The sequence below is a fragment of the Streptomyces aurantiacus JA 4570 genome (assembly GCF_000414115.1).
GTDB classification, from domain to species: Bacteria; Actinomycetota; Actinomycetes; order Streptomycetales; family Streptomycetaceae; genus Streptomyces; species Streptomyces aurantiacus_A.
Map to the genome: position 1 here is coordinate 22,240 of NZ_AOPZ01000278.1, position 25,808 is coordinate 48,047.

The following is a 25,808-nucleotide window of genomic DNA, read 5'->3' on the forward strand; positions in this document are numbered from 1 at the left end:
CCGGTTACGCGGGGGCCGACTGCAGGGAGGCGGCGGCACGGTCGCCCGGCCCGTCGGGAACGGTCTCGACGCCCAGTTGCCGGAGGTATCCCGGGCGCAGCAGCTCCTGGTTGACGGCCGCCGGCGCCACATGTACGTACTGCCCGCCGTCGGTGAAGACCAGGCCGAGCCCGATCCAGCGGCTGAGGATCTCCCCGACCCTGGCTTCGCCGGCCCCGCCCAGCTTGCGCGCCGCGGCGGCGGGGGTGTGCGGCTGGTCCAGGAGGTGGAACAGCGCGATCTCGCAGGGGTCCGTCACTTCCAGCACGCTCCAGTCGAAGGCCCGTCGCTTGCTGACCAGGACGATCCGGTCCTCGAAGCTGCTGTGGGTGAGGCGGCTGCTGTCGTGGGCCTGCTGCCAGGTGGTGATGGCCGCGTTCAGCCGGTCCACGACCGCGTCATCGATGCCCTGCGGCGGCACGTCGAAGATGTATGCCAGGTCGAACAGTTCCTCTTCCGGCAGGTCGTAGATGTAGCGGTACTGCTGTGCCGACCGCAGCTCGCGGAAGCCGAGTTCGGGGTTGTTGAAGTAGGGGCTGAAGCGTTCCACGGCGATCCTGCCGGCCTGGCTCCCTGGCGGGTTGAGGTGTTCCAGGGCCGGGAGCTGCTCGATCACCTCGTCGTAGTCCGCGGCCTCTTCTCCCGGGAACCCGTACAGGTAGTTCCACGCCACCGACAGGCCGACCGCGGAGGCGTCGCGCAGCATGCGCACGTTCAGGCAACCGGTGACACCCTTGTCCATCAGGCCAAGGACCCTGCTGTTCAGGCTCTCGATGCCGGGCTGCACATGGATCACGCCGGCTTCGGCGAGGATCTCCAGCTGGTGCCGCCGCATGTTCGACTTGATCTCGTACTGCAGCCTGAGGTCGTAGCCGCTCTCGGTGATCCGCGGCAGCAGCGACTTCAGATAGTTCATGTCGAGGATGTTGTCGACCACGTACATGTCCAACACCCGGTGCCGGCGGGCGAGTTCGGTGAGCTCGTCGAAGAACACCGACGGGTTCTTGCTGCGGAACTGCATGGACGAACCGTTGAGTCCGCAGAACGTGCAGTGGTGCTTCTCGCCCCACCAGCACCCGCGGGCGCTTTCGACGACGAGCTTCGGCTCGACCCATGACCGCGCCCGCGAGGACGCGAGGCGCTCGAAGTACCCGGTGTAGTCCGGCGCCAGGATCGCCGAGGGCGGCAAGGGTCGGGACCGCATCGGGTTGACCACACACCGCCCCTCCTCGTCACGCCGGCAAAGCCCGGGGATGTCGGCGAGCCCCCGCCCCTCCTGGAGCGCGGTCAGCAGCGCCGGGAACGACTCCTCCCCCTCGCCGCGCACCACGAGATCGACGAACGGGAAGTTGCGGTGCATGGCCTCCCCTTGTTTGCCGTCGCAGTTCGCACCTCCCAGGACGGTACGGATGCGCGGATCGAGCTCCTTGACGTACCGCGCCGCCGCGAGAGCGGCGGTGTTCTGCTGGAACGTCGAGGTGAAGCCGACGACGTCGGGCTGCCGTTCCACGATGCGTCGCGCGGTCTCCCGCACGAATTCACCGGCCAGTTCGTGCAGGACGAAAGCCTGCTCGCGCCGTGCGGCGTCGACGTTCTTGCGCGTTCCTTCGACGAACTCCGCGACGTGCCATGAACGGTCGTCATAGAGAGCGGAGGAGAAGACCCAGTCACCGCAGCCGATGAAATAGGAGGCAAGGGAGTAGTAGTTGTAGTCACGCAGGGCGAATTCGGTGCGCCGCGTCACCCAGTCGACGAACTCGATGTTGGCGTGCATCACCTCCGCCCGGCTGTCCGGAACCCGCTCGTCGACGCTGCGCTTGAGGATTCCAAGGGCCAGCGAGGGCAGATCGATGGAAGCCCAGGGCATGTTCACCAGCAGTACGCGCACGATCGGCCCTTCTCACGAGGTGGTGATCGGAAACGACGCGAAGGCGGGCCGACCGCGGTCAGGCGCGGCCGGCCCGCCAGGGCGGCCCTACTCGCCCGCGTTGCCGATGGGAATGTTGATCCAGATCATTCCGGCCTGGAGCTCGCCGTCCTCACCCGCCAGCGGGTCGTTGTCGATGACGTCCTTCTCCATAACCCTTTTCCCTTCATCAATTCCACATGCTTCGGGACGCTACGGCCGTGGATGGTGGTGCCGACCGATAGAGCGATGGTCGCCGCGAGCGATCGTGGAGCGGTATCCCAAGATTTGAGGGGTTGCGGTGGGAGGCGCGGACGTCATACGAGCGGGGCACGCCCCTAGGGGCTGGCGTCCAGGTGAGCCGCGATGCGCGCGATGCTCCGGGCGTTGTCCTCGAACAGGTGCGCCTGCATGCCCGCGGCTTGGGCGGCCTCGACGTTGACCGCGACATCGTCGATGAAGAGACAGTTCTCCGGACGTACGTCCAAGGCGGCGCGGGCGGCCTCGAAGGCTCGCGCGTCAGGTTTGCCGATGCCGATCTCGTGCGAGTAGACGATCTGGTCCACCAGCTCGTCGAAGTGGTACAGCGCCGTTTCCCGCTCCCGGGCACCGACGAAGCTGTTGCTCAGGATGCCCAGCCTGCAACTCCCCCGCAGCCCTCGCACATACGCGATGAGTTCTTCGTTCGGCGTCCCCACGTACTCCGTCCAGAGGTCCGCCATGAAGGCTTCGAGCTGGGGCGCGTCAAGCCCCAAGCGCGCCGCCACCTGCTCGTGCACCTCTTGCTCGCTGATGCTCCCGACACTGCCGGCCTGCCACACGTCACGCATCCGCTCCCCCACGGTGCCCGGCGCCAACTCCAGCCGCTCTTCCCACCGTTGGACCCAACCCGTTTCCGGCGTGTACTCCAGCACGCCACCGATGTCGAGAATGACGCTGGTCTCGGTCACACGAACTCCCCCTCTTCGCCTGTTCTCCCTGCATGGCCTGCGAGCGGTCGCCGGGCCCGCCCGGACGCCGCTCGGATCACTGGGCGGAGACCTTGTGGACGGTGGTGTCGTCCGGGTTCAGCCGTCGCCCGTCCTCGGACAGCACTTCCAGCGCGCGGAGGCGGTGCCCCTGTCGGCGGTCGACCAACTGTGAGTGCGGTTCGCCTGGGGCGAAGAAGTTCTGCTCGCCCCACTGCCGCAGTGCCACGATGACGGGGAAGAGCGCCTTGCCCTTCTCCGTGAGTACGTACTCCCGGTAGGCGCTGCCGTCCGAGGCGGGGACGGAGTCGAGGACGCCGCCGGCGACCAGGGTGCGCAGGCGCGCGGTGAGGATGTTCTTCGCCACGCCGAGGCTGCGCTGGAACTCCCCGAAGCGCCGGCTGCCGTCGAAGGCGTCCCGCACGATCAGCAGGGACCACCAGTCGCCGATCGCGTCGACCGACCGGGCGACGGGGCAATCACTGTCGTCGAAGCGCGTCCTGGTCACCATGGCGTCCCTCACTCTCACGATGGTTGGTTGCAACATGCTACCAACGATGGTTACCGTCGCCACTGGTAGCAAGTTGAAACCAGATGTGCGGAGGAGTGCGGATGACCGACAACAGTGAGGCCCTGACACGGCGGACCGAGGCCCGCGGCGGGGAGGGTTCCGCGTTCGTCCTGTCGCGTGGCGTCGTCGTGCTGTTCGCCGTCGCCTGCGGGGCCGCGGTGGCCAACGTCTACTTCTCCCAGCCGCTCCTGGTGACCATGGGCCACGACCTCGCCATGAGCCCGGCGCTCGTCGGCAGCGTGGTCACCCTCACGCAAGTCGGATACGGCCTCGGCCTCTTCTTCCTCGTGCCGCTGGGCGACCTGGCCGACCGCAGGCGGCTCGTCGTGGCCCAATTGCTGCTCCTGGTGGGGGCGTTGGCCGTGGTGGCCGCCGCCCACACGGCGGCGGTCCTGCTGGCGGGCATGGCCGCGGTGGGACTTCTCGCGGTCGTCACGCAGACGCTGGTGGCCTTCGCGGCATCACTGGCACCGGCCGCCGGGCGCGGCCGGGTCGTCGGTCTGGTCACCAGCGGCGTGGTCGTCGGAATCCTGCTCGCCCGCACCGCGTCCGGCGTCATGGCCGACCTCGCGGGCTGGCGCTCCGTCTACGTGGCCTCGGCGTCGCTCACCGCCCTGCTCGCCCTCGTCCTGTACCGAGTGCTGCCGCGCCACAGTGCCGCTCCGCCGACCACCCTGCGCTACGGACAGCTCCTGCGCTCCACGATCACCCTGTTCGCACGGGAACGACTGCTGCGGCTCCGGGCCCTGTTCGGCCTGCTGATCTTCGCCGCCTTCAGCACTCTCTGGAGCAGCGTCGCGCTGCCGCTCAGCGAGGCCCCGTACTTCCTGTCCCACAGCGCGATCGGGGCGCTGGGACTGATCGGCGCCGTCGGCGCCCTGGCCGCGACCGTGGCGGGCCGCCTGAACGACCGCGGACTCTCCCGGCACACCACCGGCATCGCCCTGGCACTGCTCGCCGTCTCGTGGCTGCCCCTGGCCTTCACCCGCAGCTCGCTCTGGGCCCTGGTCGTCGGGGTGATCCTGCTCGACCTCGCCGTGCAGGCGGTCCATGTCACCAACCAGACCCTGATCTACGCGCTGCACCCGGACGCGGGCAGCCGGCTGATCGGCGGATACATGGTCTTCTACTCGATCGGCAGCGCCACCGGCGCCATCGCCGCCACCTCCCTCTACACGGTGGCCGGTTGGGGCGCCGTGTGCGCGCTGGGCGCCACGTTCAGCTCCCTCGGGCTCGCGCTGTGGGCGTTCACCCGGCACAGCGCCCCGGACTCCGTCGCCTCGCAGGACGCGTAAGACTTTCGTCATCGGAATCCGGGAGTGCCGAGCGCCCGCCCGCCGTCATACAGGGAGCAGGAACACACTCGATCTCTCTCGGAGGCATCACCATGGGACGTGTACGGCGGGTACTCGGCAGGCCGTGGTTCATCACAGCGCTGTTCGCCGGTGTGGTGATCGCGGGTGTGGGGCTGTACTGGTTCCAGCCGTGGAAGCTGTGGGTGGACGAGACCGTCCGGGATCCGTTTCCCGTGGCGGCACCGGCTCCGGCGCGGGGCGGGGATTCGGCGGCGGCCGGGCCGGAGGAGCTGGCCGAGGGGGAGCTGATCAGCCACGAGCACGAGACCAGCGGATCGGTCCGCGTCCTGCGCCTCACGGACGGCACCCGCGTGCTCCGGCTCACGAACCTGGAAACGAGCAACGGCCCTGCCCTGCGGGTCTGGCTCAGCGACGCGGAGGTGAAGCCGGGCAAGGACGGCTGGCACGTGTTCGACGACGGACGGCACGTCAGCCTGGGCAAGCTCAAGGGGAACAAGGGCGACCAGAACTACACGCTGCCCGCCGACGTCGACCTGAACCGGTACCGCAGCGTCACCATCTGGTGCGACCGCTTCGACGTGTCCTTCGGCGCCACGGAACTGACCCGCACCTGAGGAGCGGTGCGACTCCTCGTAAACATACAGACATGCATGTATGCTTTCCGGGACGTCGCGTCGAGGCGATCGGCCTCCGAGCGGCAAGGTCTCGACGAAGTGAGCGGAGCTGTCATGCGGAGCCCGGACGCTCGACCCGAGGTGCAGCAGGAGCGTCCGGGCGCGCCGGACGGCCCCGGCCGTCGCCGCGCCACCCAGGCCGATCGCAGCGCGCGCACGCGCACCGCCCTCCTCGAGTCCGCCGCACGGGGCCTGTCCCGCTGTGGCTACGGCCATCTCAAGCTGGAGCAGGTGGCCCGCGACGCCGGGTACACCCGCGGCGCGCTCTACCACCAGTTCAAGGACAAGCAGGATCTGGCCCTCGCCGTGTGCGCGTGGTACCGCGAGACCTACGGGCAGGAGGTGGCGCGCTTCGTCGAGCAGGAACCGGACCCCGTCACTGCACTGCTCACCCTCGCGCGCGGCCACGCGGTCTTCTGCCGGCGCGACGTGGCGCGTGTGCCGATCGCGCTGCGGCTCGAGTTCAGCGGCCAGGACCACCCCGTCGGGCGCGAGGTCGAGCGGAACTACGAAATGTTCCTCACGCGCTGCGCCCGTCTCATCGACGCCGGCCGCGCAGCGGGATCGATCCCGCCCGGCCGGCCGACCAGGATCCTCGCGCTCGCCTACCTCGGCGCGCTCGAGGGGACCGTGATCGCCCTGGCCGGCGAGGTTCCGGACGACGAGCTGTTCGCGGCCCAGGCCGTCGCGGGCGTGCTCGGAATCGCCCCGCCGGCGTGACCCATCACTGACGTCATGACACGTCACTGACGTCGTGGCACATCACCGAGCAGACGGAGGTTCCACGAATGAAACTCCCGAACAGCGCGCACACCTCCCGCCCCTGGCGGGTCCACGAGATCACGTCCGACTTCCGCCTCTACGACGTATGGGCCCTGCCGACACCGGGAGGCCCCGACGACTTCCCGCACCTGGTGCGGCAGACCACCGCGGGCGACACCTCGGACAACCCCTCCTGGATCGCCCGCACGCTCTTCACGATCCGCTGGAAGCTCGGCAGGCTGCTCGGCTGGGACAAGCCCGACGCCGGCGTCGGATCCCGGGTGCCGACGCTGCGCGACCGGCTGCCGGACGATCTGCGGGACGGCCCGTTCGGGCCGGAGTTCGACCGTCTGCCCTTCCGCTCGATCTTCCTGACGGACGACGAGTGGGCCTCGGAGATGAGCAACCGGACCATGCACGGGGTGATGCACCTCAGCTGGGTTCCGGACGGAGCCGGCGGCCATCGTGGCCAAATGGCCGTGCTGGTCAAGCCGAACGGCCGGCTCGGGAAGGCTTACATGGCGGCCATCGCGCCGTTCCGGCACCTGCTCGTGTACCCGCCCCTGATGCGCGGCATCGCGGCCGAGTGGCGGGCCGATCCGCCCCAGGGGGCCAAGCCCGCGGCCTAGGGCGGGTCCGACGGGCCGGCGTGGCGTCGGGAACTTCCCGCCGAGCCGCCACGTTGGGCCTGGCGCCCGCTTGATCGAATCAAGGAGTACCGTGCCCGAGACCTCGTCCACCCCCACCTCGCTCCCGTCGCTCGCCGCCCAGGCTCAACGCCTGATCGAGCTCGGGGTGCACGAGCTTTCGGGTATACCCGCCGACGAACTGCGCGCCTTCGCCGAGGAGGCCGGGGGCGACGACAGCGACACCCTCCTCGCCGTCCACCCGGACCGCGCACCCGCCTCCGCCCTGGCACCGCTGCTCCGCCGCGACGACAAGCCCGGCTTCGTCGTCGTCGACATGCCGGACGTCGACCGCTTCGCCCCGGTCGACACCCTCGCGCTGCCCGACGCTCCCCTCTACGTCGTCACCGGCCTCGACCGCGGCGACCACATGTCCAACTGGAGCCCGGACGAAGCGCTGCCCGCCCTCACCAAGGAAGACCGCACACCGCTCCTGCTCAGCGAGGGCATCCACTGGGTGCTCCAGCAGCCCGCGATCCTGGAGCGCAACCGCTGCTTCATGACCATCGGCTCCCGGCTCCGCAAGGAGAACGGCGCCCTGGACACCCGTACGCCGGCGATCTGGATCAGCAACGGCACAGGGCGGGACGGCCGCGAGCGGCGCAACGCCCCCAAGGTCGGCTGGTGTTGGTGGGGCAACCGCCACACCTGGCTGGGCTTCGCCTCCGCCACCGGCCGCAGGCCCTGAGGCCGGGACCGGCCCTGTCAGGGTTGGGTGTTGAGCCATTCCTGGAAGGCGGGGCCCGCGAGCTCGCACGACCTGGTGCCCTCCTTGTGTCGCGTGCCGCGCCGGATCGTTCGTTCGCGCGGCGCCGACGAACACGAGACGTCGGCGCCCCGGCGCCGGTAACAGCCGCGGTCAGCCGACCGGGTGAGGAACGCGCCTACCTGGTGCGGATCGTCACCCGGCAGGCACTGGACCGGATGCGCGCGCTCGGCCGGCGCAAGGATGCCTACGTCGGGCCGTGGCCGCCCGAGCCGCTGCTGACCGCGCCGGACGTGGCCGAGGACGTCGAACTGGCCCACAGCATCTCGATGGCGATGCTGCTGGTCCTTGAGACGCGCGCCGGACGTCGTCGCGCTGAGCGACGGCGGCGGAGTCAAACACGCCCTGCCGCGGCCCCTCGTGGGCGCGGACAAGGTGGCCCGGCTGCTGGCGGGCGGCTGGTGGAAGCGCGACGCCGAAAGGTCGGTCGAGCCGGTTCAGATCAACGGCGGCCCGGGGCTGCTCGTCCGGGTCAACGGGGAGGTCGACGGTGTGGTGGCCGTACGGGTCGAGAACGGCTGCGTCAACAGGGCCTACCACGTCCGCAACCCCGAGAAGCTGTCGCGGGTGGCGCGGGAGACCGCCGTCAGCCACTGAGCCCGATCCTCCCGCAGTTCTGACCGGTACTCCTCTCATGAATTGTCATGAGCACATCTACCCTGTTCGTTCAATGCTGCATCACGGCACCGGTGTTCGCCTCCTGGACCACCGAGGACCGGCCGGACGCCGAGGCGGTCGTGAGCAGCAGTCCGCTCTGCGTCAACCCGCCGAGGAGGTACCCGTGTTAAGACGCGTCATCGCCGCCGCTGCCCTAGTGGCGACGACCATCCTCGTTCCCGTCGCGCCGACGACGGCGGACGAAGCCGTGCCGGCACCGGCACGCGTCCAGCCCGCTCCGATCCCGACGGTCGGCGAGGAGAAGGCCGTCGACCTCGAGCTCGGCTCCTCCGGGGGCCCGGCCCGGCACGTGATCCGGCACCGCGCGGCGTCGTACGTCAAGGTGCACTTCGCCAGGCTCGCGCTCGCCCCCGGCGCGTACGTGACGGTGGCCGACCCGACCGGACGCGAGGTGCACACGTACCGCGGCGACCCGACGCGCGGGGACGCCGCACGCGGCGACGCCGGCTTCACCCGGCACGGCTCCGCCGGCTTCGCCGCGATGTCGGTGGACGGTGACACGGCCGTGGTCACCCTGCACACCCGCGGCGGGCGAGGGTCGCACGTCGCGATCGACCGCTACTGGCGCGGGTTCACCGAGGCGGAGATCGCCACCAAGAACCCGCGCAGCGTGTGCGGCGCCGACGGCCGCCGGGACGCGGTCTGCTACCGGACCAGTCATCCCGCGCAGTACGCCGCCTCCCGCGGCGTGGCCCGCATGCTGAAGAACGGCGGCGGATGGTGCACGGCCTGGCGCGTGGGCCGGGGCAACCACATGCTGACCAACAACCACTGCGTCAAGTCGCAGGCCGAACTCGACGCGATGGAGGTGCAGTTCGACTACGACTGCGCCACCTGCGGCGGCAACGACCCGCGTCCCGGAACCAAGGTCGGCGCGAAGGCCCTGCTCCGCACCTCGCCAGGTCTCGACTTCACGCTCTTCAGCGTGGACAACTTCGACCAGATCGCGCAGTTCGGCACCTTGTTCCTGGAGACCCGCGCCCCGATCGCGGGCGAGCAGGCGTACATCGCCGGCCACGGCGACACCCGGCCGAAGCGCATATCGCTGTACGAGGAGCGCGACGGCGGAGCCTACTGCGGGGTGAGGAACGCCCAGCTCGGCACCGAGGACGTGGGGTACTCCTGCGACACCTCGGGCGGCAACTCCGGCTCCCCGGTGCTGGCCGGCTCCTCGCACAAGGTGATCGCCCTGCACTGGGGCGGCTCCTGCCCGCACAACGTGGGCACACGCATGGACCGGATCTATCCGCAGATCCAGGACCTGATCGACAACCGCCCCTAGGGCGTGTCCGCGGACGGCAGCAGGAATCCGGTGGGCAGTTCGTCCCGGGGATCCATGACCAGGGTGTGGTGACCGGTGAGGTAGGCGGTGCCCTCGATCTCCGGGATGACGGCGGGCCTGCCGTGCGCCATGGTGGTGCCGGTGATCCGGCCGAGGAACGTGGTGTCGAGGATGCCGTGGTTGACCAGCACGGCGTCCTGGGTCAGCTCTCCCCTCGCGGCGAGGGCGGCGATGCGTGCGCTGGTGCCGCTGCCGCAGGGGGAACGGTCGACCTGGCCGTCGGCGAAGACGGTGACGTTGCGTTCCTCGACCCGGCCTGCCGCCGTGCCGAGCCGGTCGTAGAAGATCACGCCGTACAGGCCGTTGATCCGGGGGTCCTCGGGGTCGGTCAGCGGGTGGTACTTGGTGAGGTGAGTCTTGATCTCGGCGGCCAGGCCGATGAGCCTGGGCAGCCGGTCGCGATGGACCCGCAGGCCCAGGCTGCCCGCGTCGACCATGGCGTAGAAGGCGCCGCCATAGGCGATGTCCGCCGTGGTGGTGCCCCGCCGGGTGGGCACCGGCACGTCCCGGGCGTGCAGAGAGGAGGCGATGTTGCGGAAGGCGACCCTCGGGTGTCCGTCCTCGGTGTCGCGCACCGCACAGGTGACGCGGCCGGAGGGGACGTCGATGACGACGGTGCCGTCCTCGCGCAGAGGGGTGTATCCGGTGGTGTACGCCCAGACGGCGGCGGCGATGGAGCCGTGGCCGCAGGCCGTGCTGAAGCCCTCGCGGTGGAAGAAGACCAGGCCGAAGTCGGCGCCGTCGTCGTCGGGTTCGGTGAGGAAACAGCCATACATGTCGGCGTGGCCGCGTGGTTCATGGGTCAGCAGCACGCGGATGTCGTCGAGGTGGGCGATGGCGTCGTCGCGCTTGTCGAGGACGGTCGCACCGCGCGGGGGCCGGACGCCTCCGAGGACGATGCGGAAGGGTTCGCCGGCGGTGTGGTAGTCGACGGTGCTGATGAGGCGGGACGGCGCGGTCATGAGCGTGCCTCTCTGCCGGGCGGGCGTCGCACGACGGGCATGATGCCCTGAAGCGGAGCAGGCCGGTACCCCGAGCACTTGGGGGTTGAGGGCACGGGTGGTTCCGGAGGTTACTTGCGTCAACTGAACGGGGGCGCAAGTGCCCCCACCACGAAGGGATTTCGCATGAAGGTACGACTCGCCGTCCCTGCCGTCGCCACGGCCCTCGCTGTCGGTCTGGGCGGTCTCGCGCTCGCTCCCGCCGCCCTCGCCTCGGGTACCCACGCGCAGGCGCCGTCCTCGTCCGCCGAAGCTCCGGCCTTCGACGCCTCGGGTACGTGGGGCATCACCCAGAGCAATGGGCTGCACCCCACGGTCGTGGTGAGCCAGGACGCCCAGGGGCAGCTCACCGGCACCGCTTCGGTGGGCAGCACGACGGGCACCTTCGAGCAAGGCTTTGTCGACGGCACGTACATCGAGTTCGTCATCGACTGGAGCAACGGCAGCAAGGGCCGCTACATCGGCGACCTCGGCAGCGACCGCCGCCTCAGCGGGGTGGGCACCGACCTGGCTCACCCCGGCAGCCAGGCCACGTGGGTCTCGAACCGGACGTTCTGACCAGGGACGGCATCACCCCCGGGGAGCGAGCGGTCGTCCGATGGGCCCCGCGCGGCACAACCTCGCGGGGCCCGGCAACAGGTCACCTCCCTGCGAGCCCCGCGAACGTTCCGGCGAGCCGTTCGGCCAGGCCGGCCGCGGTGTCAGGGTCGAACAGGTGGCGCTGGTAGGACAGGGACACGCTCAGGTGCGGATCGACCGTCACGCCGACGACCAGCGGGTAGCGGGTGCCGTTGACCGTGCTGACCCCGGTGATCGCGATCCCGGCGGCGGTGTTCGCCTCACGGATTCCCGATCGGTCCTTCGGGAACGACTGGAACACGACCTGGGTGTCGGCCTGCCGGCAGTCGGTCCGCCCGAACTGATGGTGCTCCATCAACCGCCCTTGCCGGTCGTGGAGTTCGGTCAGCAGCTCGGCCCAGGTGCTCTCCGGGGAGCGGCGCACGCGGACCGGCACGGTGTTGACGAACAGCCCCACCATCGCGTCCACCCCGATGACCTCAGGTGGCCGACCGGACACCGTGGCGCCGAACACCACATCGTCACGCCCGGTCAGGTCCGCCAGGACCGAGGCCCACGCGCCCTGCACGACGGTGTTCAGTGTCACGCTCAGCTCCGCGGCACGCCGGGACAGCGCGTCCGCGGTCTCGGCGCTCACGGGCACCTCGACCGTGTCGACGCCGCCGGGGTCGCTTTCGGACGGCTCGGCCAGCAACGTCGGCTTGTGGCCGTCGAGTTCGTCGGCCCACGCGCGTTCCGACGCCCCCCGGTCCTGTTCCGCCAGCCAGCCCAGGAAGTCCCTGTAGGGACGCACCTCCGGCAGTACGGACGGGTCGGCGCCCGAGCCGTACAGCCGCAGCAGTTCCTGGAGCAGCAGCGGAACGGACCAGCCGTCGAACACCAGGTGACTGGCCGTCAGCAGCAGTTCCGCACGGTCCTCCCCCAGCCGCACGAGCGTCATCCGCACCAGGGGCGGCGTCGCCGGGTCGAAGTGGGCCGCCTGGTCCTCGAGGCGGAGCTCCTGGAGTGCGCGGTCGCACTCCTCCTCCCCGAGGCCGCTCAAGTCGTGCTCGTGCCACGGCAGTTCGACGCCATCGATCACGACCTGTACGGGTTCGCCGTCGGCGCGCCTGGCCACGGCCACGCGCAAGTTGGCGTGGCGGTCCAGCACCGCCTGGCCCGCGGCCCGCATCCTGGCCGCGTCCACCTGCCCGGTGACCTGGAAGGCCATCTGCACGTGGTAGGGGTCGTACGCCTGGTCCGGCCGCATGGTGTGCGGGAGCATCGAGGACTGCTCACGCGTGAGGGGCCAGGCGTCGGCCAAGCGGCCGTAGCGGCGCTCCCACTTCTCGATGTCCTGCTGGGCCACCGTCACCAGCGGCAGGTCCGACGGCGTGAGGCCGCCCGCATCCGGCCGCGTCACATGCCGGGCCAGTCCCGTCAGGGCGTCACACCAGTGCCGGGCCAGCTCCTCCACGTCGGTACGCGTCAGCACACCCGTGGCGAAATAGAGCGTGGCCTGCGGTCGCGGACCGTCCTCGCTGTCGACGACCATCACGCTGATCTGTATCTCCGCCAACGCGGGCATGTCGGCGTCGGGGGCGATGTCCATGCTGTCCTTGTCGGCGACCGGCGTCCAGCCCAGCCCCCTCAGGTCCCCGGGCATGTCGGCCGTGGAGAACCGGCCCAGGTAGTTGAACGCGATCTGCGGTTCGGAGTACGAGCCGAGGTCCGCGCCGGTTTCGGGGTTCAGGTACCGCAGCATCCCGTAGCCGAGGCCCTTGTCCGGAACGGACAGGAGCTGCTCCTTGACCGTCTTCAGCGCGCCACCGGCGGCGGGCCCGCCCGCGAACGCCTCGTCCAGCTCGGAGCCGGCGACGTCGAGGCGGGCCGGGAACGCGCTGGTGAACCAGCCGACGGTGCGCGACAGGTCCGATCCGGGCACGAGTGCCTCTTCGCGGCCGTGTCCTTCCAGGGCGATCAGGGAGGACGACTCGGTCACGCCCCGCTCGCGTCGCCACTGGGCCAGCGCGAGCGCAAGACCGGCGAGCAGGCCGTCCTGTGTCCCGCACCGGAACTTCGCCGGAAGCATGGACAACAGGGCCTCCGTCGCCTGGTCGGGCAGGTCCACCCGGACGCTGTCCAGGGTGGCGACGGTGTCGAGGCCCGGGTCCAGCCTGCGGGACCCGAGCAGCGGATCGGGGCCGTCCAGCACGTCCTTCCAGTACGACAGCTCCGCCGCCCGCTCCGGACGGGACGCCTCGGCGGCCAGGGCGTGCGCCCATCGCCGGGCCGACGTCCCCACCGGCGGCAGCACCGGAGCCCTGCCCTCGCGCAACTGCGCCCAGGCCGCCGCCAGGTCCGGCAGCAGCGTCCGCCACGACACCCCGTCGGCCACGAGGTGGTGCAACACCATCAACAGGCGGCCCGCTGTCCCGGCGCCGGGGTCGAACCACACGAACTGGGCCATCACCCCGGCCTCCGGGTCCAGTCGGCCCGTGGCCGCGTCCAGCTCGGCGGCCCTGTCCCGCTCTCCCTCGGCCCGCCGCAGCAGTCCGGCGACATCGACCGTTCCCGGCGCGCCCACCACGAGCCCGCCGTCGTCGGGCAGGAGCCGTGAGCGCAGCATGTCGTGGTGGTCGACCACTGCGGTCAGTGTCGCGACCAGAAGCGTTTCGTCGATGTCCGGCGGCAGGTCCACCATGACCGCCATGGAGAACCGGGGGAACCGGCCGCCCGCGTGCCGCGCTATCGGCGGCAGCGGCATCCAGCCGGCCCCGCCGCCGTCGAGTTCGGCGAGTTCGACACCCTCTTCGCCCGCGCTCGCCACGGCCGCCAGTGCGGCCACGGTGCGGCTTTCGAAGATCTGCCGGGGGGTGATCCCGACGCCCAGTGCCCGGGCCCGCGACACCACCTGGATCGACCGGATGCTGTCCCCGCCGACGGCGAAGAAGTCGTCGTCGGCGCCGACCCATTCCAGCCCGAGGACGTCCGCGTACACCCCGGCGAGCACCTCTTCGACGGGCGAGCCCGGGGCCCGGTACGCCGCGGCGGCGAAGCCCGGGTCCGGCAGCGCGGCCCTGTCCACCTTCCCGCTGGGTGTCAACGGCAGCCTGTCCAGCGTCACGACCTGCGACGGCACCATGAACTCGGGCAAGCGCCCGGCCAGGGACCGCCGTATCTCCGCCACGTCGACGCCGAGGTCGACGTCGTAACCGGACACCTCGGCCGGGACGACGTACCCCACAAGGCGCGTGCCCCGGCCGCCGTCGACCGCCGCCACCGCCGCCTGTGCCACGCCCGCGCACGCCACCAGCGCTGCTTCCACCTCGCCCGGCTCGATCCGCACCCCGCGCACCTTCAGCTGCGCGTCGACACGCCCCACGCACTCCAGCTCGCCGTCCTGGTTCCAGCGGGCCAGGTCCCCGGTGCGGTACATCCGCGACCCGGCCGGACCGTACGGGTCCGCCACGAACCGCTCCGCCGTCAGGCCGGCCCGGGCGAGATAGCCGCGGCCCACCTCACCGGCCACGTACAGCTCCCCCACCACACCGGACGGCACCAACCCCAGCCCGGGGCCCAGCACATACGCGCGCATGGTGCCCAGCGGCGTGCCGATCGGCACCACGCCCGGATCGGTCTCGTCAGGGATCCGGAACGCCGTGGCGTAGAAGGACTCGCTCTGCCCGTAGGCGTTGATCATCCGCGTTCCGGGCATGGCGTCCCGCACCCGGTCGACCAGGCCGGCCGTCAGGGGTTCACCGGCGAACACCACGGTGTCGGCCTTGATCTGGTCACCGACCTGGGCCAGGACCGACGGCACCGCGCTGACCACCTGGCCCGACCAGGCGCCGCACTCGACCACGTCCTGGACCACCTCGATGGTGGCCCCGGCGCTCAAGGAGGCCATGACCTCGAACACCGACACGTCGAAGCCCACCGAAGTCGACGCCAGCACCCGCTGTCCCGGCCGCAGGCCGATCAGCTCGACAAGGCGCGCCACGTCGTGCGCCACGCACCCGTGGGTGATCACGGCGCCCTTGGGCGTGCCCGTCGAGCCGGAGGTGTACATCACGTACGCGGCGTTGCCGGGCCGCACTCCGCTGTCGAGGTTCGCGTCGTCACCCGTCGTGAGGTCCAGCTCGTCCAGGTCCGTCAGGACGAACTCCGGGCGCGCTTCGGACAGCACGACGGCCGCCCGTCCGCTGGGGTGCCGCGGATCGATCGGGACGTAGCCGGCACCGGACTTCCAGATGCCCAGCATGCCGACGACCAGGTCGACCGACCGCGGCAGGGCGAGGCCCACCAGCGCCTCCGGTCGCGCGCCCCGTTCCACCAGGGCACGGGCCAGCCGGTTGGCGCGCACGTTCAGCTCCCCGTAGGTCAGGGAGACGCCGTCGCACGACACCGCGATCGCGTCCGGAGCAGCCGCGGCCTGCCGCTCGAACAGCTCCGGCACCGTCACGTCGGGCGCCGCTGTCACGGGGGTGGCGGGCTCGCCGAGAAGGCGTTCCCGCTCGCCCGCCATCAGGACGTCCACGGCCCGGCGCCCTGGATCGGCCACCACCTGCCGCAGGACGGCCTCGTAACGGCTGACGAAGAGCTCCGCGGTGACGCGGTCGAACAGGTCGGTGGCGTACTCCAGGCGGCCGTGGACTCCCTGCCCCGGGATTTCGGTCAGGTTGAGGAACAGGTCGGACTTGGCCGTCGTGATCGGCACCGCTTCCATCGTGGCGTCGAGGCCCCCCAGGGCGAAGCCCGGCCCCTCGGCCTTGCGCCAGACGAACAGCACCTGGAACAACGGGTCGTAGGCGGTGGACCGTTCCGGGTTGAGGATCTCCACGAGCTTCTCGAACGGGACGTCCTGCTGGTCGTACGCCGCCAGGGCCTTGCCCCGCACCCGGTCCACGACCGTCTCGAACGACGGGCTCCCCGACAGGTCGGCGCGCAGGACCCAGGTGTTGAGGAAGAACCCGACCGAGTCGGCGAGCGCCTCGTCGACCCGGCCGGCGATGGGCGAGCCGATCGTGATGTCCTCACCGCCGCCGAGCTGGTGCAGCAGCACGGCCAGCGCCGCCTGCAACACCATGGGGGCGGTCGCGCCGCGCGCACGCGCCAGCTCGTCCACCGCGTCGAGCAGAGCGGGATCGAGGCGGAATTCCACCGCGTCGCCGCGGTGGCTGGCCACCGGCGGGCGCGGCCGGTCCACGGGCAGCCGCACGGGCCGTACGCCTGCCAACTCCGCCCGCCAGTAGGCCACCTGGCTCGCCACAGGACTGTTGGCGTCCTCCAGCAATTCCTGTTGCCACAAGGTGAAGTCCGCGTACTGCACGGGCAGTTCCGGCCACCGCGGGCGGGTGCCGCCGCGCCGGGCGTCGTAGGCGGCGCTCAGGTCGCGCGCCAGCGGGGCCGCCGACTCGCCGTCGGCCGCGATGTGGTGCACCAGCAACACGAGGACGTGTTCGTCCGGGCCGGACCGGAACAGTGACGTCCGTACCGGTATCTCCGCGGCCAGGTCGAAGGGACGGGCCACGGCGGCGGCCACGGCATCGGCCAGACCGTCCGGCTCCACGTCCACGACCGGGAGGTCCAGCAGGGCTTCGTCCGCGGGCAGCACCCGCTGGAAGGGCACGCCCTCCTCCTCGAAGACCACGGTGCGGAGGCTCTCGTGACGGTGGATCACGTCTCGCACCGCCAGCGACAGCGCTTCGGCGTCCAGCGTGCCGGTCAGGCGGAGCGTCAGCGGGATGTTCCAGGCGGCCGACGGGCCCTCGAACCGGTCGAGGAACCACAGTCGGCGCTGCGCGAACGACAGCGGCACCCGGTCCGGCCGTCGCGCGACGCGCCGCAGGGGCGGCCGGACCGGGGTTCCGGCCTGGAGACGCTCGGCAAGCGCCGCGACCGTGGGCGCCTCGAACACCGCCTGGATGGGGACCTCGGCGTTCAGCGCGGTCCGGATCCGGCTGACGAGGCGGGTCGCGAGCAGGGAGTGCCCGCCGAGCTCGAAGAAGCCGTCGTCGACACCGACCCGTTCGACGCCGAGCAGGTCCGCGAAGAGACCGCACAGGACCTTCTCGGACTCGGTGCGGGGCGCCCGGTACGCCGAGGCGGCGACCTCCGGCTCGGGCAGGGCCGCCTTGTCCAGCTTCCCGGCCGGCGTCCACGGCATCCTGTCGAGCACCACGATCGCCGACGGCACCATGAACTCCGGCAGCCGCCCCGCCAGATACGTGCGGAACTCCTCCGCGGTGACGCCGTCGCGCGCGACCACGTAACCCAGCAGGTACTTGCCCTTGTCCTGGTCCTCGCGGGCCACCACCGCCGCCTCGACCGCCGCCGGGTGGGCGGCGAGGACAGCCTGGATCTCCCCCAGCTCGATGCGGAACCCGCGGATCTTGACCTGGTCGTCCACGCGTCCCTGGAAGACCAGCTCGCCGTCCGGGGTCCAGCGGGCGACGTCGCCCGTCCGGTACATCCGCTCTCCCGGCGGCCCGAACGGCCCGGCCACGAACCGCTCCGCCGTCAGCCCCGGCCGGCCGAGGTACCCGCGCGCCAGGCCCTCGCCCGCGAGGTACAGCTCACCGGCGGTGCCGGGCGGCACCGGACGCAGCGCCTCGTCCAGTACATGGGCGCGCACGTTGTCCATCGGCCGCCCGATGGGGATGTCGGCGTCGAAGTCCTCGGCGGCGTCCATCGCGCGGGCGGTCGCGCAGATCGTCGTCTCGGTCGGCCCGTAACCATGCTTGAACGTGGTGCGCGGGCAGGCGTCCAGGGCCTTGCGGAGCGCGGAGGGCTGCGCGCGCTCGCCCCCGGTCCACACCTCGCGCAGGCCGGCCAGGCACGTCACGTCCTCCTCCACCAGGACGTTGAACAGGCCGGTCGTCAGGAAGACCGACGTGATGCCCTCGTCGGCGACCAGTTGGGCGAGCGTGCCCGAGCTCAGCCGTTCCGGAGGGGCCATCACCACCCGGCCGCCGCGCAGCAGGGGCACCCACAGCTCGTACACCGAGGGGTCGAAGGTCAGCGGTGTGTGACACAGGACCCGGTCCTGCGTGGCGGCGGACCAGCCGCGGTCGACGGCGAAGGCGACGACGTCCCGGTGCGTGATGCCGACCCCCTTCGGCGCCCCGGTCGATCCGGACGTGTACATCACGTACGCCAACTGGTCCGGGTAATACCGGTGCGGCCGGTGCTGCGCCGCTGGAGCGGCCCCCGGCACCGGACTCTCGTCGGTCTCCGGAGCGGATGCCTTCATGTCCATCACAGGGCAGGGCAGGTCCGGCAGGATCCCGCCGTCGGTGAGCACCAGGGCGGGCCGGGCGTCGTCGATCAGGAGTCGGATCCGCTCGGCGGGCTGGCCGGGGTCCACGGGCAGATAGGCGCCGCCCGCCCGGGTCACCGCCAGGATCGCGGCAACGTACCGCGGTGACCGCTCCACGGCGACCGCCACCACCGACTCCGGACCGATCCCCCGCGCGCTCAGGGCGCGCGCCAGATGATCCGCCCGGGTGTGCAGCTCGCGGTAGGTGATCGACTCGGCGCCGGAGACCACGGCGACGGCGTCCGGCGTGATCGCGACCTGCCGCTCGAAGAGTTCGGGCAGCGAGATGTCGGGGACCGGGACCGTGGCGCCGTTGACGGGGTCGTGGCCCGTCGGCCCGGTGACGGCCGGGGTGCCTGTGGTGTCAGCCGTGTCCGGGGTGTCAGCCGTGTCCGCGGTGAGGAGGTCGCGGAGCGGGCGGTCGGGATCGGCCATCGCGGCGGCGACGATCTCCTGGAACATGGCGACGAGGCGACGCATGGTGGTGACGTCGAAGAGGTCGACCGCGTACTCCAGGAAGGCGTCCATCGGGGCGCCTTCCTGGTCGAACACCCCGATGGTCAGGTCGCACTTGGCCGTGCCGGGGGCGATCCCGTCGACGTCCTCGGAGTCGTGGGACACCGTCGTCCCGGGGAGTTCCCCGGTGGGGGCGTGATTGTTCTGGTGCGTGTACCCCACGGTGAACACCGGGTGCCTCGACGGGTCACGGTGGCCGCCGAGCTCCGCGACGATCTTCCCGAACGGTATCTCCTCGTGGTCGAGGACGCCGGTGACGGTGCTCGTGCACCGGTGGACGAGGTCGCGGAAGCTCAGCTCCGGTCCGACCGGGGTCCTGAAGGGCAGGACGTTGTTGAAGTATCCGATCAGCCCGTGTGTGGCCGGGTTCGTCCGGCCGGAGGTCGCCACACCGACGACCACGTCCCGGTGCCCGGCCCACAGGTGCAGCAAGGCGTCGATCACGGCCAGCATGGTGACGAACGTCGTCACGTTCTCGCGCGTGCTGAACGCGCGCAGTTCCCGCGCGAGGTCCGGATGGAGCTCGAACTTCAGCAGGTTCCCGGCGTAGGACTGGGTCTTCGGACGCGGGCGGTCCAGCGGAAGTTCCGCGGGGGACAGATCGCTCAGCTCGGTGCGCCAGAACTCCAGGCCGCGCTCCATCCGGCCGTCGGCGAGCCAGGACCGCTGCCAGGCGGCGTAGTCCGCGTACTGGACCGGCAGGTCGGGCAGGCGTGGCGTCCGGCCCTCGCGCCGGGCCGCGTAGAGTTCCCCGATCTCGCGGTAGAAGACCTCCGGTACCCAGCCGTCGAAGACGATGTGGTGCCAGGAGTAGAGCACCATGTGGTCCTCGTCGGCGAGCCGGATGACCGTCGTCCTGAGCAGCGGCCCCGTGGCCAGGTCGAACGGCCTGGTCGTGATCTCCTCGACCACCCGGGCCAGTTCCGTCTCCGGCTGCCCCCTGAGGTCCAGCACCTCCAGGGCCGGTTCCTGCAGGTCCGCGAGGACGTACGGGACGCCGTCGTCGTCGAGGATCCGGGTGCGCAGGATCTCGTGGCGCCGCACCAGGTCACCGAGGGCGTCCCGGAACGCGTCGAGAGCGAACGGGCCGTGGTAGCGGGCCCGGGTCGGGAGGTTGTAGAGCGGGCTGTTCGGGTTGAGCCGGTCGAGGTACCACAGCTGTTCCTGGTTGAAGGACAGCGGCAGCCGGCCGCCACGCGGCAGCACCGGAATCGTCCAGCCGTCCGCGGTCGGCGCCTCGCGGGACGAGTCGACCAGCGCCGCCAGCTCCCGGACCGTCGGGCAGCGGAACAGGTCCGCGAACGTCAGCCGCACCCCGAACCGCCGCTCGATCTCCCGCAGCACGGAGATGCCCGCGATGGACGTCCCGCCCAGCTCGAAGTAGTTCGAGTCCGGCCCGACCTCGGCCTTCAGCACCTCCCGCCACACGTTCGCGATCTCCAACTGGGGCGCCCCGGCGGAACGTCGGGGAACCGATTCCGGGGTGACGGCGGGTACCGGCGCGGGTGTGGGTCCGCCCGGCGGCAGGCACCAGCACGAGACCTCCTCGAACGGATAGGTCGGCACCTCGACCCGAGGGAGCTGCCGCCCCGCGTAGAAGCGGTCCCACTCGATGTCCACGCCCAGCGCGTACAGCTCGGCCAGCGCCCCGAGCACACCGTCCCGGGACGGATCGGAGAACATCCGCACCACCGGCAGCTCCGGGGCCACGCGCCGGATCGCCCGTGACAAGGCGCCGTCGGCGCCCAGTTCCACCATGACCGCGCCCTGGTCGGCGAACTCCGCCACCGCCCGCCGCAGCCCGCTCTCGTTCACCTCGTCGGTGATCGGCGCGTCGCGCGTGTCCACGTCCTGGCCGCGCAGCCGCCGAATCGCGAGGTTGCCCACGCCCGACCCCACCAACTGGAGTTCGCTCACGCCCAGCGACCGCACCAGCTCGTACGTGGCGCACAACCGGTCGGCCAGCCGCTCCCCCGCCGAACCGCTCCCGCCCACGCCGGCGAGCCCGTCGTACGACTCGGACAGCCGGTCCCACGTGGCGTCGCCCAGCTCACCGTCACCGGAGAACAGCAGCACGACCTTGGCGGAACGGGGGGCCGTACCGAATGTGGTCTCCCGCAGGGACGCGGCCAGTTCACCGGCGTCGTGGGCGACTCCGGCCCAGCGGAACGGATGGTCGTCGCGGCCCCTGTTGAGCACGTGCGCGACGGCCGCCAAGTGGTGATCCGTCTCGTCGAGGAACGCGGCGACACGTGCGGCGGAGGTGGCCAGCGCGGACGCCGACTTCGCCGAGAGGGTGACCAGCTCACTGGTCGAACCGGGCAGCGCGGCGCGGTCGTTCGGGGGCTCCTCGATCACCGCGTGGACGTTGGTGCCGGTCAGCCCCAACGAGCTCAGTCCGGCCCGGCGGACACCCGACGACGGCACCCACGGCGCGGCCGCCGTCTCCACCTGGATCGGACCGGACACGTCGACCAGCGGGTTCGGCGAGCGGAAGTTCGGGTTCGGATACCGCGTCCCGTGCCGCAGACCGGCAAGGACCTTGAACAGACCCGCCATGCCCGCGGCCTGGTCGAGGTGGCCGACGTTGCCCTTGACCCCACCGATCCCGCACGGCCCGGCGAAACCGGCCTCGGCGAACGCGAGTTGCAGACCGTTGGCCTCCACCACGTCGCCGAGCGGAGTGGCCGACCCGTGGCACTCGACGAGGTCGATCGCGTCGGCGCCGGCCTGCCGCCATGCCTCCACGATCACCTCGGCCTGGCCGTAGGCGCTCGGCGCGCTCATGCTCGTGGCCCGGAAGCCGTTGTGGTTGACGGCGATACCGGACAGCACCCCGTGGATGTGGTCCCCGTCGGACAGCGCGTCGGACAGCCGCTTGAGCAGCACGAGCCCGCCGCCCTCACCGATCGCCGTGCCGTCCGCCTCGGCGTCGAACGGACGGCAGACGGCTCCCGGCGACTCCACGCCCCGGAGCGGCTCGTGGGTCTGCCGGGTCAGCGGCACCGACAGGACGTTCAGGCCGCCCGCGACGGCGAGGTCCGCCCGTCCGCCGCGCAGGTTCTCCACGGCCGTGGCGAGCGCGGTGAGGCTGCCGCTGCACGCGGTGTCCACCACGGACGCGGGCCCGGCGAAGTCGAAGACGTAGGAGATGCGCGCGGCCGTGGCGGACGGCAGGGAGCCGAGGATCTGCTGCGGGTCCTCGTCCGCGTACAGGCTCGCGTAGCCGGGTGTCGGCGCGCTGAGGACGACGGCGGTCTTCGAGCCGCGCAGCGCCGCCGGGGCGTAGCCGGCGTTCTCGATGGCGCGGTGGGCCAGCTGGAGGGCGATCCGCTGGTGCGGGTCCATCAGCTCCGCCTCGCGCAGCGAGAGCCCGAAGAACCGGTGGTCGAACAGATCGATGCGGTCCAGGTAGGCCATGGTCACGTAGTCGGCGTCGGCGGACGCCCCGACGTGGTGGATCCGGTCCCTGGCCGGTGGACGCACGCTGACGCGGCCGTCGGCCAGGTTCTCGTGCAGGGTGTCCAGGTCACCGGCGTCCGGCAACGCGAGCGCCACCCCGATGATCGCCACAGCCTCGTGCTCAGACCGTGTCACGGCTCGTCCCCCCATTCTCCGTCGCCTTCTCCGTCGCCTTCTCCGGTTGCGCCGATGGCCGCCGTTCGTCCAGCGGGGGCGCCTTCGCTTCCACCGTGTTCACGGGTGCCGGGTAGCGGTGGAAGCCCTGGCCGCTCTTGCGGCCCAGGTGGCCGTCGGCGACCAGTTGGCGCAGCTTCTCGCAGGGCTGGAAACGCTGGTCCCCGGTGCATTCGAGCAGGACGTACAGGGTGTCGACGATGGTGTCCAGGCCGATCAGGTCGCCGGTGGCGAGCGGGCCCATGGTGTGCCCGAAGCACTCCTGGAAGATGCGGTCGACGGCGACCGGGTCGGCGGTGCCCTGCTGCACCACGGTGGCGGCTTCGTTGACCGTGAGCATCAGGACCCGGTTGGAGACGAACCCGGGCGCGTCCGCGACGACGATGCCCTTCTTGCCGAGGTCGGCGAGCAGGCCGAGCGTGGTGTCCAGGGTGGCGTCGGTGGTCTGCGGGCCGCGGATGACCTCGACGGTGTCCTTCAGCGGCGCCGGGTTCATGAAGTGCGTGCCGATCACCTGCCCCGGCCGCCGCGTCTGCGCGGCGAGCCGGTTCACCGGGATCGCCGAGGTCACCGTCGCGAACACCGCCCGGGGCGGGCAGGCGTCGTCGAGTTCGCGGAACAGCTTCTCCTTGAGGGGGATGCGCTCCGGCGCGCAGTCCAGGACGAACCACGCGGAGGCCAGGTCGTCGAGCCGCGTGGTCCAGGTGACCGCCTCCAGGGCCTGGTCCATGGCCACGGTGCCGGGGGCCTTGCGGAACATCGTGGCCAGCCTGATGCCGGCGCGGAGCCGGGCCGGCGCCCCGGCGAGCGCCGTCTCCTCGGGGTCGACGGCCACCACGCGGTGCCCGGCCTCGGCGAGGCACTGGGCGATGCCGATGCCCATCGTTCCGGCGCCGACCACGCCGATGACGCCGGTCCCGGCGCTGTCCTGGTGCATGGGGGTCTCCGTTTTCACGTGGTCGTTGCGGTCGCTCGGGTCGCGGTGGGGGCCGGTCACGCGGTGACCACCCGCACCGGATGCCTGCGGGCGCGCGGCGGGTTCGCCGGATCGATGGCCAGGGTCATCCGGTCACCGTTGTCCTCGACCACCGCGAAGCCGCCGAAGCGCAGCGTGACCAGCATCTGCCGGTTGACGTCGGTGGCGACGAACTCCGCGACGGGGCGGCGGCCGGCGGCGAGGGTCTCGGCGACGATGTGGTCGATGAGCACCGCCCCGACGCCGCGCGACATCACCCGGCAGGACATCAGCAGCAGTTCGAGCACGGTCGCGTCGTCCCGCAGCGCGGTGACCGCGAGACCGATGGTGCCGTAGGAGCCGAAGCGGTCCTCGAGCCCGGCGACGATCACCTCGTGCCCGGGGTCCGCGCACAGCCGCCGCAGGTCCTCCAGGCCGAAGGTGCGGCCGGTGGTGTTGAGCTGGTGGGTGCGCACCGTCAGTTCGTGGGCCCGGGCGAGGTCGGCCTCGGTGGCCCGCCGGACGGTGAGGACCAGGTCGAGGGAGGCGAGGAACTCCGCGGGCGCGCCGGTGTGTTCGGTCTCCGCGGCCTTGCGCCGCCGCTCCGTGCGGTAGAGCCGGCGCCGCTGTGCGGACTCGTCCGTGACGAACGGCGGGGTGAACTCCTCGTACGCGGTGAGCTGTTCGGCCTCGGTCGCGGGGTAGCAGCGTACGGCCGGGTGCGCGGCGGCCACTTCGGCCCGCTCCACCGCGTCGTTGTCGATGAACGCGATCGTGTCGAGGCCGATGTTCAGGTCGGCGGCGATCCGCTCGACCGCCTGGGACTTGGCGCCCCAGCCCACCTCCAGGACGGTGAACAGGTCGTCGAGCCCGTGCGCTGCCAGGTGGGCGGCGGCGACGTCGTGCTCGCCCCGGCTGGCCACCGCGTGCAGGATGCCCCGCTGGTCCAGGGCGTGCAGGGTCTTCACCGCCGCGTCGAAGGGGACGGGCGCGTCGCCTTCGAGACGGGCGCGTCGCCTTCGAGGACGACGCCGTCCCACAGGGTGTCGTCGAGGTCCCAGACCAGGCACTTCACCGTCGGTGCCGGGGCGTTCCCGGGCGCGGCCGCCGCGCCCTGCTGCCCGCTCGCTCGTCCGCTCATCGCGGTCCTTCCTCTCGCTCCGGCCGCCGTCCGCCGGGACGGTGTCCGCGGGTGCGCAGCAGGTGGTCGGCGATGTGCAGTTCGGACACCTGCGCCGAGCCCTCGATGATTTCCATGACCTTGGCGTCCCGGTAGTACCGGCCCACCGGGCTGTCCGGGGCGCAGCCCGCGGCGCCCAGGATCTGGACGGCGCTCCCGGCCACGGCGGTGGCGGCGTGTGCCGCCGCGTACTTGGCCGCGACCGTCTCCGCGATGGCGTCCGGGTCGCCCGCCTCCCGCAGCCGGGCCGCTCGCAGGCACAGCTCGCGGGCGGCCCGGCTGTCCACCGCCGCGCGCCCCAGGAGCGAGCGCACCAGCTGGTGTTCGGCGAGGACGACGCCGCCCTGGGCGCGCCGTGCGGCGTGGTCCGCGGCGGCGTCCAGGCACGCCTCGGCCATGCCGACGCAGCCCCAGGCCACCGTGAACCGCCCGTGGTCCAGCGCGGTGGCCGCCACGTGCGACAGGCCGAAGCCGGGCGGTGCCACCGCGTTCTCGCGCGGCACCCGCACGCGGTCGAACCGTACGTGCGCCAACTGGGCGGCGCGCATGCCGAGTTGGCCGCGCACCGGCTCCCGCAGGACGCCGGTCCTGTCCGCCTCCACCAGCACCGCGGCCGGGCGTCCGCCCGCGCTGCCCAGGACCAGGAACACGTCCGCGACCTCGCCGAAGGTGATCCAGCGCTTCTCGCCGGTGACCGTGTACGCGTCGCCCTCTTCCTCGACGGCCGTGGTGACCGCGGCCAGGTCGCTGCCCGCCTCTGTCTCGGTGGCGGCGAAGGCGGCGAGCAGCTCGCCCCGGGCCAGGGCCGGCAGCCACCGCTCACGCTGCTCGGCGGTGCCCCAGCGCAGCAGCGCCGCGCCCACCATGCTCTGTACGGTGACCAGGCCGCGCAGCGCGCTGCACACGCCGCCGATCCGGGCACACGCCTCGCCG

At 71.6% G+C, this 25,808-nt stretch carries 16 protein-coding genes and 1 pseudogene; 8 read left to right on the forward strand and 9 right to left on the reverse strand.

Annotation, left to right across the window (positions count from 1 at the left end):
* Positions 1–4: 4 nt before the first annotated feature.
* The 3 genes from STRAU_RS25235 to STRAU_RS25245 form a co-directional block, all read right to left on the reverse strand.
* Positions 5–1,927: a RiPP maturation radical SAM C-methyltransferase gene (locus STRAU_RS25235; RefSeq protein WP_016643226.1), complete on the reverse strand. Its 1,923-nt coding sequence runs from the start codon at positions 1,925–1,927 to the stop codon at positions 5–7.
* Between the two features lie 356 nt (positions 1,928–2,283).
* Positions 2,284–2,895, reverse strand: a complete 612-nt coding sequence (locus tag STRAU_RS25240; protein ID WP_016643228.1) for an HAD-IA family hydrolase — start codon at positions 2,893–2,895, stop codon at positions 2,284–2,286.
* A 76-nt stretch (positions 2,896–2,971) separates the two neighbouring features.
* Entirely contained in the window at positions 2,972–3,424 is a 453-nt protein-coding gene (locus tag STRAU_RS25245) for a winged helix-turn-helix transcriptional regulator (RefSeq protein WP_016643229.1), read from the reverse strand.
* Between the two features lie 101 nt (positions 3,425–3,525).
* Here STRAU_RS25245 and STRAU_RS25250 point away from each other — a divergent pair, with 101 nt between their 5' ends.
* From STRAU_RS25250 to STRAU_RS25280, 7 genes and pseudogenes are all read left to right on the forward strand, one after another.
* Complete coding sequence (locus STRAU_RS25250; protein WP_203227463.1) at positions 3,526–4,779, forward strand: MFS transporter; 1,254 nt, start codon at positions 3,526–3,528, stop codon at positions 4,777–4,779.
* Positions 4,780–4,871: 92 nt separating this feature from the next.
* Positions 4,872–5,414 carry a DM13 domain-containing protein gene (locus STRAU_RS25255; RefSeq protein WP_016643231.1) on the forward strand — a complete coding sequence of 181 codons (543 nt, stop codon included), beginning with the start codon at positions 4,872–4,874 and terminating at the stop codon, positions 5,412–5,414.
* Between the two features lie 114 nt (positions 5,415–5,528).
* A complete protein-coding gene (locus STRAU_RS25260) occupies positions 5,529–6,194 on the forward strand; it encodes a TetR/AcrR family transcriptional regulator (protein ID WP_052029241.1) in 666 nt (221 codons plus the stop codon).
* 68 nt (positions 6,195–6,262) lie between these two features.
* Positions 6,263–6,865 carry a DUF2867 domain-containing protein gene (locus STRAU_RS25265; RefSeq protein WP_016643233.1) on the forward strand — a complete coding sequence of 201 codons (603 nt, stop codon included), beginning with the start codon at positions 6,263–6,265 and terminating at the stop codon, positions 6,863–6,865.
* Positions 6,866–6,956: 91 nt separating this feature from the next.
* The gene (locus tag STRAU_RS25270) at positions 6,957–7,610 is read left to right on the forward strand and encodes a DUF5701 family protein (protein ID WP_016643234.1); all 654 of its coding nucleotides are present in this window, start codon (positions 6,957–6,959) and stop codon (positions 7,608–7,610) included.
* A gap of 185 nt (positions 7,611–7,795) precedes the next feature.
* Positions 7,796–8,285 (forward strand): annotated as a pseudogene (locus STRAU_RS40540) (sigma-70 family RNA polymerase sigma factor family protein); the annotation flags it as partial.
* A 184-nt stretch (positions 8,286–8,469) separates the two neighbouring features.
* Complete coding sequence (locus tag STRAU_RS25280; RefSeq protein WP_203227464.1) at positions 8,470–9,648, forward strand: trypsin-like serine peptidase; 1,179 nt, start codon at positions 8,470–8,472, stop codon at positions 9,646–9,648.
* On the opposite strand, the gene STRAU_RS25285 is transcribed toward STRAU_RS25280, so the two are convergent.
* Positions 9,645–10,670, reverse strand: coding sequence for a proline racemase family protein (locus tag STRAU_RS25285; RefSeq protein WP_016643239.1), 1,026 nt, complete (start codon positions 10,668–10,670; stop codon positions 9,645–9,647). The two genes, STRAU_RS25280 and STRAU_RS25285, sit on opposite strands and share 4 nt — an antisense overlap.
* 165 nt (positions 10,671–10,835) lie before the next feature.
* Between STRAU_RS25285 and STRAU_RS25290 the strand changes: the two genes are divergently transcribed.
* Positions 10,836–11,267 carry a hypothetical protein gene (locus STRAU_RS25290; RefSeq protein WP_016643238.1) on the forward strand — a complete coding sequence of 144 codons (432 nt, stop codon included), beginning with the start codon at positions 10,836–10,838 and terminating at the stop codon, positions 11,265–11,267.
* 82 nt (positions 11,268–11,349) lie between these two features.
* Here the strand turns inward: STRAU_RS25290 and STRAU_RS25295 are convergent, their stop codons facing one another.
* From STRAU_RS25295 to STRAU_RS25310, 5 genes are all read right to left on the reverse strand, one after another.
* Positions 11,350–22,701, reverse strand: a complete 11,352-nt coding sequence (locus STRAU_RS25295) for a non-ribosomal peptide synthetase (protein WP_158692120.1) — start codon at positions 22,699–22,701, stop codon at positions 11,350–11,352.
* Positions 22,688–23,677 (reverse strand): 3-hydroxyacyl-CoA dehydrogenase family protein, encoded by a 990-nt coding sequence (locus tag STRAU_RS25300; protein ID WP_052029247.1) that lies wholly within the window; start codon positions 23,675–23,677, stop codon positions 22,688–22,690. Before STRAU_RS25300 ends, STRAU_RS25295 begins: the two co-directional genes overlap by 14 nt.
* A 56-nt stretch (positions 23,678–23,733) precedes the next feature.
* Positions 23,734–24,663, reverse strand: a complete 930-nt coding sequence (locus tag STRAU_RS25305) for a hypothetical protein (protein ID WP_016643244.1) — start codon at positions 24,661–24,663, stop codon at positions 23,734–23,736.
* Positions 24,660–24,836, reverse strand: a complete 177-nt coding sequence (locus STRAU_RS43855) for a hypothetical protein (RefSeq protein WP_016643242.1) — start codon at positions 24,834–24,836, stop codon at positions 24,660–24,662. The genes STRAU_RS25305 and STRAU_RS43855 overlap by 4 nt, the downstream gene beginning before the upstream one ends.
* Positions 24,833–25,808 (reverse strand): acyl-CoA dehydrogenase family protein (locus STRAU_RS25310; RefSeq protein WP_078621468.1); only part of this gene is annotated, 976 nt, incomplete at its 5' end. The genes STRAU_RS43855 and STRAU_RS25310, both read right to left, overlap by 4 nt.